This is a genomic window from Actinacidiphila acididurans (assembly GCF_016918855.1).
In the GTDB taxonomy this organism is placed as follows: domain Bacteria; phylum Actinomycetota; class Actinomycetes; order Streptomycetales; family Streptomycetaceae; genus Actinacidiphila; species Actinacidiphila acididurans.
Genome location: NZ_JADKYB010000001.1, coordinates 364103 through 376254 on the forward strand (window position 1 = coordinate 364103; position 12152 = coordinate 376254).

The 12152-nt window shown below is 73.2% G+C and carries 11 protein-coding genes and 1 pseudogene; 6 read left to right on the forward strand and 6 right to left on the reverse strand.

Annotation, left to right across the window (positions count from 1 at the left end; translation table 11 throughout):
• The first annotated feature begins 32 nt into the window (after nt 1-32).
• The 3 genes from ITX44_RS01600 to ITX44_RS01610 all read left to right on the forward strand — a co-directional run bounded on the left by ITX44_RS01600 (nt 33) and on the right by ITX44_RS01610 (nt 3649).
• On the forward strand, nt 33-2519 hold the full coding sequence (locus ITX44_RS01600) for a glycoside hydrolase family 65 protein (protein WP_205355107.1): 2487 nt from the start codon (nt 33-35) through the stop codon (nt 2517-2519).
• A 242-nt stretch (nt 2520-2761) separates the two neighbouring features.
• Nucleotides 2762-3217, forward strand: a complete 456-nt coding sequence (locus tag ITX44_RS01605; protein WP_205355397.1) for an SPW repeat protein — start codon at nt 2762-2764, stop codon at nt 3215-3217.
• Between the two features lie 18 nt (nt 3218-3235).
• A complete protein-coding gene (locus ITX44_RS01610) occupies nt 3236-3649 on the forward strand; it encodes a DUF3040 domain-containing protein (protein ID WP_205355108.1) in 414 nt (137 codons plus the stop codon).
• A 130-nt stretch (nt 3650-3779) separates the two neighbouring features.
• Here the strand turns inward: ITX44_RS01610 and ITX44_RS01615 are convergent, their stop codons facing one another.
• Together ITX44_RS01615 and ITX44_RS01620 are read right to left on the reverse strand one after the other, a co-directional pair.
• The gene (locus ITX44_RS01615; RefSeq protein ID WP_205355109.1) at nt 3780-4955 is read right to left on the reverse strand and encodes a GAF domain-containing protein; all 1176 of its coding nucleotides are present in this window, start codon (nt 4953-4955) and stop codon (nt 3780-3782) included.
• Nucleotides 4956-5104: 149 nt separating this feature from the next.
• Nucleotides 5105-6181 (reverse strand): SDR family oxidoreductase, encoded by a 1077-nt coding sequence (locus tag ITX44_RS01620; protein WP_307795030.1) that lies wholly within the window; start codon nt 6179-6181, stop codon nt 5105-5107.
• A 152-nt stretch (nt 6182-6333) separates the two neighbouring features.
• Between ITX44_RS01620 and ITX44_RS01625 the strand changes: the two genes are divergently transcribed.
• Both ITX44_RS01625 and ITX44_RS01630 read left to right on the forward strand, forming a co-directional pair.
• Nucleotides 6334-7032, forward strand: a complete 699-nt coding sequence (locus ITX44_RS01625) for a TetR/AcrR family transcriptional regulator (RefSeq protein WP_205355110.1) — start codon at nt 6334-6336, stop codon at nt 7030-7032.
• Between the two features lie 39 nt (nt 7033-7071).
• Nucleotides 7072-7719 carry a class I SAM-dependent methyltransferase gene (locus ITX44_RS01630; protein ID WP_205355111.1) on the forward strand — a complete coding sequence of 216 codons (648 nt, stop codon included), beginning with the start codon at nt 7072-7074 and terminating at the stop codon, nt 7717-7719.
• A 111-nt stretch (nt 7720-7830) separates the two neighbouring features.
• Here the strand turns inward: ITX44_RS01630 and ITX44_RS01635 are convergent.
• Both ITX44_RS01635 and ITX44_RS01640 read right to left on the reverse strand, forming a co-directional pair.
• A pseudogene (locus ITX44_RS01635) lies at nt 7831-8256 on the reverse strand (DDE-type integrase/transposase/recombinase); the annotation flags it as partial.
• 39 nt (nt 8257-8295) lie between these two features.
• A complete protein-coding gene (locus ITX44_RS01640) occupies nt 8296-8778 on the reverse strand; it encodes an SRPBCC family protein (protein ID WP_205355113.1) in 483 nt (160 codons plus the stop codon).
• 103 nt (nt 8779-8881) lie between these two features.
• Here ITX44_RS01640 and ITX44_RS01645 point away from each other — a divergent pair, with 103 nt between their 5' ends.
• The gene (locus tag ITX44_RS01645; RefSeq protein WP_236059695.1) at nt 8882-9625 is read left to right on the forward strand and encodes a TetR family transcriptional regulator; all 744 of its coding nucleotides are present in this window, start codon (nt 8882-8884) and stop codon (nt 9623-9625) included.
• Between the two features lie 73 nt (nt 9626-9698).
• Here ITX44_RS01645 and ITX44_RS01650 read toward each other — a convergent pair whose 3' ends face one another.
• Nucleotides 9699-10241 (reverse strand): hypothetical protein, encoded by a 543-nt coding sequence (locus ITX44_RS01650; protein ID WP_205355114.1) that lies wholly within the window; start codon nt 10239-10241, stop codon nt 9699-9701.
• A gap of 305 nt (nt 10242-10546) precedes the next feature.
• Complete coding sequence (locus tag ITX44_RS01655; protein ID WP_205355115.1) at nt 10547-12094, reverse strand: glycoside hydrolase family 43 protein; 1548 nt, start codon at nt 12092-12094, stop codon at nt 10547-10549.
• Nucleotides 12095-12152: the final 58 nt, after the last annotated feature.

Genomic DNA, 12152 nt, shown 5'->3' on the forward strand with positions numbered 1-12152 from the left:
GGGCCGGCGGCGACGGACGACAGGGACCGGGCATGGGCGAGGAGTGGACCTGGCGGTACGAGGGCTGGGACCCGGCCGCGGAACGGCTGCGGGAAGCGCTGTGCACCCTCGGCAACGGGTACGTCGCCACGCGCGGCGCCGCCGCAGAGGCGTCCGCCGGGCCGGTCCACTACCCGGGGACGTACGCCGCCGGCTGCTACAACCGGCTCACCTCCTCGGTGGCCGGGCGCGAGGTCGACAACGAGGACATGGTCAACCTGCCGAACTGGCTGCCGCTGCGGGCCCGGGCGCCCGGCGGGCCCTGGCTCGGCCCCGACGACGCGGAGGTGCTGGGTCACGAGCAGGAGCTCGACCTGCGCGCGGGCACCCTGCGGCGGCGGACCCGGCTGCGGGACGCCGCCGGGCGCGAGGTGGAGCTGGACGAGACGCGGCTGGTGCACATGGGCGACCCCCATCTGGCCGCGCAGCGCTTGCGGATCACGCCCTACGGCTGGTCGGGGGAGCTGGAGGTGGAGTCGGCCCTCGACGGCGACGTGCGCAACGCCGGGGTCGAGCGGTACCGCGACCTGAACGGCCGCCACCTGACGGACCTGCGCACGGCCGTTCACGACGCCGGGACCGGCGGTACCGGGCCCGGCGGTACCGGGTCCGACAGCAGCGGGTCCGGCGGCGCCGCCCACGGCTCCGACACCGTGAGCCTGACCTGCCGCACCACCAGCTCCCGCATCCGCGTCGCCATGGCGGCCCGTACCCGGGTCGTCCCCCCGGCCACCGTCCCGGCCACCGCGGCGACCACCGCCCCGGCCGCCGAGGCCACCGCCGGCCGAACCGCGGTCGTCCAGCGCTTCGTCCTCCCGGTCGCCGCCGGCCGCCCGGTCACCGTCGAGAAGACCGTCGCCCTGCACACCTCGCGCGACGCGGCGATCGGCGACCCGCTGGACGCCGCGCTGGAACGGGTGGCGGCCGCTCCGGACTTCGCCGGGCTGCTGGCCGGGCACACCGCGGCGTGGGACCGGCTGTGGCGGCGGGCGGAGGTGCGGGTGCCGGGCGGCGCCGGGCACGTGCTGCGGCTGCACCTGTTCCACGTGCTGCAGACCCTCTCGCCGCACACCGCGTACCTGGACGTCGGCGTGCCCGCGCGGGGGCTGCACGGGGAGGCGTACCGCGGACACGTCTTCTGGGACGAGCTGTTCGTGCTGCCCTTCCTCAACCTGCACCTGCCGGAGGTCTCGCGGGCGCTGCTGATGTACCGCCACCGCCGCCTGGGCGCCGCCCGCCGGGCCGCGGCCGCGGCCGGCCGCAAAGGCGCGATGTACCCGTGGCAGAGCGGCGGCGACGGCCGTGAGGAGACCCAGCGGCTCCACCTCAACCCGCGCTCGGGCCGCTGGCTGCCGGACCGCAGCCCCCTCCAGCACCACGTCGGCTCGGCGATCGCGTACAACATCTGGCAGTACTGGCTGGCCAGCGGCGACACCGCGTTCCTGCACACCGAGGGCGCCGAGATGCTGCTGCAGATCGCCCGGTTCTGGGCGTCCAGCGCGGACTGGGACCCGGACTGCGCGCGGTACCGCATCCGCGGGGTGATGGGGCCCGACGAGTACCACGACGCCTACCCGGGCGCCGAGCGGCCCGGGCTCGACGACAACGCGTACACGAATGTCACCGCCGCCTGGGTGCTCGCCCGCGCGCTGGAACTGGCAGCCGCCCTGCCCGCGCCGCGCCGGGCCGAGCTGTTCGAGCGGATGGCCCTGGACCGGGCCGAGCTCGACCGCTGGGCGGACGTGTCGCGGCGGCTGCGGGTGCCCTTCCACGCGGGCGTGATCAGCCAGTTCGACGGCTACGGCGAGCTCGCCGAGCTGGACTGGGCCGGCTACCGGGCCCGGTACGGGGACATCCGCCGGCTGGACCGGATCCTGGAGGCCGAGGGCGACAGCGTCAACCGCTACCAGGCGTCCAAGCAGGCCGATGTCCTCATGCTCGGCTGGCTCTTCCCGCCCGCCGAACTGGCGGCGCTCTTCCGGCAGTTGGGCCACCGGCTGGACGACGCGACCTGGACCGCGACCGTGGACCACTACCTGGCCCGCACCAGCCACGGCTCCACTCTCAGCGGCCTGGTGCACGGCTGGCTGCTGGCCCGGTCCCGGCGTGCCGACGCCTGGGACCACGTCCGCCAGGCGCTGCTCGGCGACGTCGCCGACCTGCAGGGCGGCACGACCGGCGAGGGCATCCACCTCGGCGCCATGGCCGGCACCCTCGACCTCGTCCAGCGCGGCCTGACCGGTCTCCAGCCGCGGGAGGACGCCCTGCTGCTGGACCCGGTGCCGCTGCCGGGCCTGTCGGACTTCCGCCTGTCGGTGCGCTACGGCGCCCACTGGGGCGTCGGCCTGACCCTGTTCTGCGGCCGGCTGCGCGTCGGCGTCCCCGAGTCCGACCAGCCGCCGCTGCGGGTCGTCCTGGACGGCCGGACCCGCACCGTGGCGCCCGGCACGGATCTCAGCATGCGGCTCCGGCCCCACTGACCGCCCCACTGACCGCCGCACTGATCGACCCAGTGACAGCCCCGCTGACCGCGGCCCGAGCGCGGCCGACGCGCCGTCTCACCGATCGTCTCCGACCCGCTGACCTGCGGCCCACCGGCGTATACGCGATTTCGCAGCGAAAAGCTCGCCGGTCGCAGTGCGATTCGCCCATAAGAGTCATGTAATGGGATGTGAGAGACCCATTCATCCACTAGTGACACGAGTGAGCGGAAGTGAGTGATATGTCGGAGTACACGCGCCAGGGAACCGACCTGCGCGGTCATCCGGACATAGCGGAGCTGCAGGAACGCTACGCCAGGGTGGCCGCCCGCCCCCAGGTCATCGCGGTGGACGGGGCGATCCTGCTGGTCGGGCTCTACGCGGCCATCTCGCCGTGGGTGCTCCACTTCGGCGCCGCGGACAATGACCTCAAGTTCAACAACCTGATCGTCGGTATCGCGCTGGCCGTCATCGGTATCGGCCTCGCGTCTGTCCCCGAGCGCATGCACCGTCTGGCCTGGATCGCGGCGCCACTGGGCGTCTGGCTGCTCATCTCGCCGTGGGCGGTGCCGCCGACCCACCACAGCCGAGCCGCCCTCATCTGGAGCAACTGCTGGGTCGGTGGTGTTGCCGTTGCCCTCGGCCTCATCGCGGCGGCCATGACCTTCATGGCCGGTCGGCGTCTCGTCCGCAGGTGACCGGATCAGGTGAGAGATGTGCCCCTTTCCGTCCCCGAACGCCGGGTGCTGGCGGACATCGAGCGCCGGCTCACCGAGGACGACCCGACGCTGGCCGCGGCCCTGCGGGAGTTCTCCGCGATGACGGAGCCCTGGGCCGGGCCGGCCGGCCGCCCCGCCCGTGAACCGCCGCGGGGGCCCGAGGCCGGGGCCGGCGCCCCGCCCGACTGGCGGCAACCGCCCGCCAGGAACCGGGTGGCGCTGCGCACGGTGACCCTCGGTGCCGTCCTGCTGGTCATGGGTCTGGTACTGCGCAGTGCGGGACTGCTGGTGCTGGCCGCGCTGCTGGTGGTGGTCTCGGGGGTCGGCGCGGTGCGGCATCTGCGCCGCAGGAGGAGGGCCGCCGCCGAGGAGAACGGGCCGCCGGACGGGCCCGGCGCCAGGTCGCCCTGACGGATCCGCCGTCACCCCGCCCGCCGCGGCGCCCGCCACGGGCGCCGCCCGACAACCGGCACGACCCGAAGGTCCCTGCCCGGGACGCCGCGTGGCCGGTACGACCGAACGGCCGTACCACCGCGGGCGCTCAGGCGGGGACCTGCTCGTCGGCGCCGGGCCGCAACAGAGCCTGGCGGTGGACGTCCTCGAGGGCGGCGCGTACGACCGTCTCGTGATGCCACTCCAGCCAGGCGGCGGCCTCGGCGGCGAGCCGGTCCAGCGCGCCGAGTTCGGCGGTGGTGTGCACCCGGCGCGGCTGCGGGTAGTGGGTGGAGACCATGCCGACCCGGCGGCCCGAGGGCGCGGTCAGCGGGGTGCTCTGCACCGAGCGGACGCCGTCGGTGAGCATCACGCGGCGCGCGTCCTCGTCGTACACCGGGTGGGTGGCCACCTCGGGGACGATGACCCGCATGCCGTCCAGCAGGGCGCGGCCGCAGGCGGAGGTGTCGTCCCGGACCAGCCGGAAGTGGTCGGTGAACTGCGCGGAGAAGCCGCGCGCCTCCTCCAGCAGGAGCACGCCGCCGGGCGTGGCGACCTGCACGTTGCCCAGTTCGCTGTCCATCAGGGCGCAGGCGGCGTCCCGTATGGCGGCCACCGCCTCGGCGCGGGTGAGGGTCTCGCCCGGGCCCGGGGACGGGGCGCAGGGCAGTGCGGGGGCCGGCACCCGGGTCGGTGCCGGTGCGAACCAGTGCGCCGCTCCCGGCGCCGGCGGCGGGGTGCCGACGACAGCCGCGGCCAGCGGGCCGAGCGTCACCGTGTACCGCCGCGCCGCCGAACGCAGCAGTTCCAGGGCGCTCAGCGGGCCGTCGAGTCCGTACCGCGCCACCAGCGTCCGCTGCGCCCGGCGGATCAGCGACACGTCGCACGGCGGATACGGCCGCGGGCCGCTCGCCGCCCCGTTTTTCGGCGCCCCGGCCGGTACGGGGGAGGGGCCGGACCAGGTCGCCCCGGCCGCGACGGGGCCGAGCAGCGCGGTCACCCGCGGCGAGGCGCCGGTCATGTGCACGCGGCGGCCCTCGGCGGCCCGCAGCCGGGCGAAGCGGTCGAGAATGCGTACGGCCGGTTCGCTCAGATACGTCACTCCGGCCAGGTCCACCACGATCTCCGCGGTGTACGCGCCGGCCGCCGCGCCGAGGTAGGAGTCGAGGACCGCGCTGTCGCCGTCGCCGACCTCCCCGACCAGTCCGACCAGCGCGGCGGGTCCGGCATCCGGCCGGCGCAGCACTTCCAAGCGGGCCTGCATCGTTTCGGGGCGGTACGTCATTGCCGAGCCCCCTTCCCGGTTGCGTACGGAAGGGTTCTGCGCGAACCTCCCCGCCGACGCTACGCCCTGCGGGCGCAACCGGCGACTCGCGCACGCCTCGGTGCCGGTGCCGGTGTCCGCCCGCGGATTACGCGCTGGTCAGGCGGGGCTCACTCCTTCGCCGACCGTTCCCCAAGCAGGTCCAGGTCGACCAGGCTGCGGCCGGTGGCGGCCACGGTGTCCTCGGTCGACCGCGGGGTCCACGCCAGTTCGGTACGCGCCCGCTCGGCGGTCAGGTGGCGGACGACGCCGACATTGCGGGTCACCGCGCGCAGATCGGGGACGAACCGGGCGCCGATCCGTACCGCCCAGTCGGGCATCGTCCGGGTGGGCGCCTTCGCCGCCGCGTCGCCCAGCCGCTCGCGCAGGATCATTGCGATCCGGTGGTACGACACCGCGTCCCCGGCCGCGGCGATGAAGCGGCGGCCGGCCGCCTCGGGCCGGGTCATCGCGCGCAGGTGCAGGTCGGCGGCGTCGCGGACGTCCACCACCGCGAACCACAGGTTGGGCACTGCCCGTATCGAGCCGTCCAGCAGCCTGCCGACCATGGCGATCGAGGAGGAGTGGTCCGGGCCCAGCACCGGCCCGAAGATCCCCACCGGGTTGACCACCGCCAGCTCCGGCGCGCCGGGCTCGCTCCCGGCGAAGTCCCAGGCGGCCAGCTCGGCCAGCGCCTTGGACTTGATGTACGGATTGACGCCCGGCCCCCGCACATCCGTCCAGTCGTCCTCCGTGAACGGCCGCGGGGTGGGCGGGTGTCCGTACCCGATCGCGGCGAAGGACGAGGTCACCACGATCCGCTGCACCCCGGCGTCGCGGGCCGCGCGCAGCACCCGCAGCGTGCCCTCGCGGGCCGGGACGATCAGCTCGTCCTCGCTGCGGGGCGCGGCCGGCGGGAAGGGGGACGCGGTGTGCAGGACGTAGTCGCAGCCGGCGACCGCCTGCGCCCAGCCCTCGTCCGCGGTGAGATCCGCGAGGGTGAAGCCGATGGACGCGACGGCCTCGGCCGGGGCCCCGGCCGCCCGCAGTTCGGCGCGGACCCGTTCCTCCCGCCCCGGGGCGCGCACGGTGGTACGCACCCGGAAGCCGGCCTCCAGGGCCTGGGCCATGCAGCGGGTCGCCAGGAATCCCGTGCCGCCCGTCACCAGTACCGTCTCGCCGCTCATCACTGCCTCGCTCGTGCTCACGGCCCCCTTCACCGGGCCTCCTCCCCACCACCGTACAACGAAAACAGGTTGTCGAAAATGCGGTGTCGAAAACTTGTGGTCGCTGGCGGCTCGGCTTACGGTGACGGCGGGGCCGTGCCGCGGGGCCGGGTGCGGGGATGCGAGGAGAGCCGATGGTGAGCAGGCAGGAGGCCGGGCGGCCCGAGGAGTCCGGCGGGCGCGAGCGGACTTCCGGCGAGCCCGCGGCGCCCGGGGCGCCCGCGCAGGGAGTACGGGTCGGGGCCGCGCGATCGCGGCGCAGCCGACTGTCCCCGCAGCGGGAGCGCGAACTGCTGGACACGGCCCTGGTCCTGGTGCGCGAACGCGGCTACGACCAGGTGACGATGGACGACATCGCCCGGGCCACCCGCTCCTCGACCGCCACGCTGTACCGGCGCTGGGACAGCAAGGCGCGGCTGGTGATCACCGCGCTCAGGACCGGCAAGCCGCGACTGCTCGCCGGGCTGGACACCGGGAGCCTGCGCGGCGACCTGATGGCCTTGTCCGAACGGGCCCGCCGCTCCGTGCCCGGCCCCGGACCCGCCATGGGCTCCCTCTTCCAGGCGGTCCTGCTCGACCCCGAACTCATGCGGGCACTGCGCGAGCTGATGCTCGAACCCGACATCGAGGCACTGGGTGCCGTCCTCCAACGGCACGTGGACAGCGGCGAGATCGCCCCGGACAACCCGGTCCTGGACCTGGTGGACCGGCTCCTGTTCGGCCCGATGTTCGTCGAACAGCTCTACCTCGGCGGCAGCCGGGCCGCCGAACTCGCCCACCGCATCGTGGACGACGTCCTGCTGCCCCTCCTGACCCGGCCGGACAGGGGTTAGCGCCGCATCGAGCGACGTTCGACGGCTACGGTGGCGGCCATGGGCAACGATGCCGATGCTGTGGTGCGGGAGCAGATCGCCTACTACCGGGCCCGAGCGGCCGAGTACGACCGGGTCTACGCCGAGCGCGAGGACCTGCGGGTGCTGCTGCCGCTGATCGACACGCTCCCGGTCGCGGGGGACGTGCTGGAGCTGGCGTGCGGAACCGGCCAGTGGACGGGCCTGCTCGCTGCCCGGGCTCGCTCGGTGACGGCTGTCGATGCCGCGCCCGAGGCGCTGGCCATCGCGCGGGAGCGCGTGGGGGCCACGACGGTCCGGTTCGAGTGTGCCGACGTGTTCGCATGGCGCCCGACCCGCCGCTATGACACCGTCTTCTTCGCCTTCTGGCTCTCCCATGTGCCGCCTGAGCGTCTGCCCGCCTTCTGGAACACCGTAGCGGACGCCCTCGCTCCCGCCGGTAAGGTCGTCTTCGTCGACAACAGCCGGGAAGAGGCCGCGAGCGAGGACGTCCTCGCCGGGCAGCCCGTTCCTTCGGTGCGTCGCCGACTCGACGACGGCAGTGAATACCGCATCGTCAAGGTCTTCCACGATCCTGACCGGCTCGTCCGGGACCTGAGTGCCTGGGGGTGGTCGGCCCGTGTCCGGCCGGTCGGCACCCGCTTCATCGCGGGAACAGCCGCCCGCTGAGCGTGATCGGCCGACGCTCCGTCCCCTGATCCGGAAGGAGCGCTAGGTGTACTGACCCGAGAGGTTGGGGACGCGGCTGGCGGGAGGCAGCCCCTTCAGGACTGCCCTGGTGCGTGAGCGGTAGCAGGAGCCGTTGTCGGTCAGGACGCGGTGGACGGTGATGCCGGCCTGGCTGAAGAAGTTCTGTGCCCGGGTCCAGAATGCGGAGGCGGCCTCCTTCTTTTCATCGGCGAGGATTTCGCTGTAGGCCAGGCGGGAGTGATCGTCTACGGCGTTGTGGAGATAGCTGTAGCCCCCGCCGGTGCGGTTCTTTCGGCCGGCCTGACGCCCAAGCACCTGGTGGCCGCCACCGTTGGGGATGGTGCCGAGCTTCTTCCGGATTGGTGTGCGGCGCGGGCTGAAGTGTGGGCGGCTGGAGCGATCCGCCATCCCGCCCGGGCCGCTCTCCCGGTATCGGTCCGCCCACCGTTTCGCTGTGGTGGGCGAGACGTGGAAGCGTTCAGCGGCGCGACGGAGTGGCCATTGATCGTCGACCACACACTGGTCCGCAACGCACCCCTGACCGAGACCGGCCTGCTAGGGCCGCTTGGGGCCCAGGGGGCTGTCCGGGCGCAGGTTGCCTTGGTCGTCGAAGTCGTTCAGCACCGCGGGCAGGCCCTTGGTGAGCATCTTGGTGCGGACGGCGCCAAGGATCTTGGCCATGAAGTAGCCTCCGGCCCCGGTGAAACCGGTGTGGTCGTAGGTGAAGCGAGTTCCGCCGCGGTGCGGTGCGAGCCGATAAGCGACCTCGGTCACCTCGCCACCGCTTTCGTCCTGCCACGAGTACCGCAGCAGCGAAGGCTCGCGGACCTCCAGCACCTCGCACACCACGACGCCGCTCCAGCCGGGCTTGGGCTTCGCGACGAACGTGAACGTGGTGCCGACCGTGGTGGCGAAGCCCTCCGGCCGGGCGCCGGCGCCGGTGGCCGTCCACAACGGAATCAGCTCCGGATCCGTGACCGCTCGCCAGACCTTCTCCGGGGGGTGCGGGTAGTCGCGGACGATGTGGATGGCGCTCATTGAGGGCTCCCGTCGCATGCAGGCGTCAAAGCCAACACAAATCTTCATGCACTGTAAACTTACAGTAGCAGGAAATATTCGGGGACTGGACTATGCTTCGGCGATGACCATGCGCACCGTGGATTGGACGGCCCTGCGGCCGCGCGACGAGGAACCCGCCGTCGAAGGGCTGCGGGAGCGCAAGAAGCGGATCCTTCGACGCCAGCTGTCCGACACAGCCACCGAGATGTTCATGGAACGCGGCTTCGACGCCGTACGGGTCGCCGAGATCGCAGAAGCGTGCGGAGTGTCGGAGAAGACGGTGTTCAACTACTTCCCGACCAAGGAATCCCTCGTCCTCGACATGGGCGAGGCGACGTTGAACTCCCTGCGAACCACCCTGGCCGACCCGGACCTGTCGCCGGTCGACGCGGCGTTGAAGATCCTCTCCACCGAGCTGGACGACATCACGTCATGGCTGAACTCTCAGAACGACCCCGCCGAGGCTAAGGCCATGCTTCTGCGCTTCGGCATGCTGATCAGATCCACCCCGTCCTTGCGGGCCTATCAGCGCGACACGGCCGACAGGCAAGTCGCCGTAGCCGCCGAAGTCTTGGCCCAGCGCACCGGGATGAGCCCGGACGACCCCGAACCGCAGATCGCCGCAACCTCCCTGCTCGCACTATGGCCCATCCAGTTCCGGGCGCTGAGCAAGCACCTGAACCTCACCCAGACCTTCGAGGAACTGCGCAACGCCGTCAGCGCCGACGTCCAACGCGCAGCCCAACTCATCGACATCGGACTTAACTCACTGGCAACCCGGCCAGAGCAGCCGGAGAAACAGCCGCCCGGCCGTGGGGCTCGATAAGCGACAGCGCTGCGACCGCAGTTCGCCGGGCCGGCCGACCCCGCCCCGTCACCAACCTCTGTGGGTAGAACAGCTAGGCGGCGGCGCGCAGGGTGTAGTGGACCGAGCGGCCGTCCTTGGAGCGCTCGGCGATGCCGCGTGCGACCAGGGCCTCCAGGGTGTTGCGGACGACGACCGTGCTGACCGTGCGGTCGCGGTCGTCCTCGTTGTTGAGCATCCGGGTCACCTCGAGGACGGACGTCGGTTCGGTCCGGCCCTCCAGGTAGCGCACGACGCGTTCGACCAGGGTCGGGCCGCCGGTGCCGCGGCGCCTGCGGGGTGCGGACGACGACGCCGGCCCGGAGGACGACGCCGCCGGCTCGGCGGCGGCCCGCGCGGCCGGGACCTCGGGGGAGGCGGCCGTGGCGGCGGGCGGCCCGGCGGCGGACGGGACGGCCGGAGACGGGGACGGGACCGGCAGGCGGTCCAGCAGTTCGGTCAGCCAGGCGCGGTCCGCCGCGAGCCGGTCCAGTTTTGACCGCACCTCGGCGATTTCGGCGTCCACCCGGTCCAGATCGGCGCGGATCCGGTCGGCGTAGACGTCGCCGAGGTTGTTCGTCGCGGGGTCCTTCGGCATGTCGCCTCCCTGCCATGATTGCTGACTCTGTATGTATAGCCGGTCAAGTACGTCAGGGCAGCAGGCAAAACGTGAGGGCGACGTACATTCGCCACGCCTCTTGGCGCCGGCCGGTCCCGCGTGGGCCGGAATCCTGCGGATTTCCGCGCACACATGTGTGGGCGCCGGCCGGGCGGCGGTGTGCACGGTGCGGCGTCGTGTGTCCCGTGCGTGTGCGGCGCCTGTGCGGTGTGCGTGCCGTACGACATGTCCGTGTGTCGCGCGGGCCCGGGCCGGTGCCCGTGGGCGTCCGGTACGCCACCCGGTCAGGCCCCCGCCGTGTCCGTGCCCGCCGGCGCCGGCTCGTACGTGTACCAGTCGAAGGCCGCGCTGCCCTCGGTGACGTACATGCCGACGACCCGGCCTGTGAAGCCGCCGGTGACCTCGGTGGACAGGTACCGGCCGTCGAGGGTGGCCAGGGCGACGGGCGCGGACCCGTCGGCGGTGACGGAGAAGGCGAGGGCGTCCGGGCCGTGCGCTCCGGTGCCGGTCGGTTCGTCGGGCGTGGGCCCCGGGCCGGTCACGGTGGGCGGCCGCAGGCCGTCGTTGCGGATGTCGACGGTCAGCGTGAGCGGGCCCGGAGGTACGAGGTGGCTCGCGACGGTCTGCCGCAGCGGGCCGATCCGGGCGACGACGCTCGCCTCGCCGCCGGCGACTTCGAGGTCGTAGTGGTGCGCCTCGTCCATCCGGACCGAGAGTCCGGCGCGGACGGCACCCGGGTCGAGCCGGGCGGAGATCCGGCAGGCCGGGTGCTGCTGGCGCCGGCCGACGAAAGTGTGGCCGGGGCGGTCGAGGGTCGGGCCCGTGGCGGTCAGGGTGAGCCGGCCCGGCCGGTCGGTCAGCGACCAGGAACCGTCCGGGCGGGCGCGCGGGGAGATCCAGCCCGGGGCGAGCACGGGTGCGTCGAAGTCGTCGCGGGCGGGGGCGGGCTCCTGCGGGTGCCAGGCGGCCGGGGCCGGGTGCCGCTCCTCCACCGGTCCGGCCTGCGGCCACCCGTCGACCCAGGTCACCGGGGTCAGGAAGGTCTCCCGGCCAAGGACGTGGAAGTACGGGTGGTAGCCGCGCGGCCGGGTGCCCAGCAGCATCGCCCACCAGGTGCCGTCGGCGGCCTCGACCAGGTCGGCGTGGCCGGTGCTCTGGATCGGCCGGTCGGTGCTGCGGTGCGACAGGAACGGGTTGACCGGCGCGGGCTCGTACGGGCCGCGCGGCGAGCGGGCGCGGGCGATCGAGACGCCGTGGCCGTGCGCGGTGCCGCCCTCGGCGATCATCAGATACCACCAGCCGCCGATCCGGTACAGGTGCGGCGCCTCCGGGTACTGCAGGCCCGTGCCCGACCACACCGGCCACGGCCCCTCCAGCACCCGCCCGGCCAGCGGGTCGATCCGGGCCACCTGCACCCCGGCGACCGCGCACCAGCACGAGCCGTCCTCGTCCCAGGCCAGATCCGGGTCGATGCCCGGCAGGTCCAGCCACACCGGGTCGGACCACGGTCCCTCGGGGCGTTCTGCGGTGACGACGAAGTTCCCGCCGCCGCTGACATTGGTGGTGATCACGTAGAACCGGCCGTCGTGGTGGCGGATCGTCGGGGCGTAGACGCCGCCGGAGGCCGGTACGTCGTCGGGCAGCGTCAATTGCGCCGGGCGGTCCAGTACGTTGCCGATCTGCCGCCAGTGCACCAGATCCCGGCTGTGGAAGAGCGGGACCCCGGGGAAGTACTCGAAGCTGGAGCAGACCAGGTAGTAGTCCTCGCCGACCCGGCACACGCTGGGGTCCGGGTGGAACCCTCCGAGAACCGGGTTGTCGTACATCCGCATCCGGCGGTCCTTTCCTGGCGGCGACGTGTGTCGTGTGAGCGCTCACACGGCCGGTCAC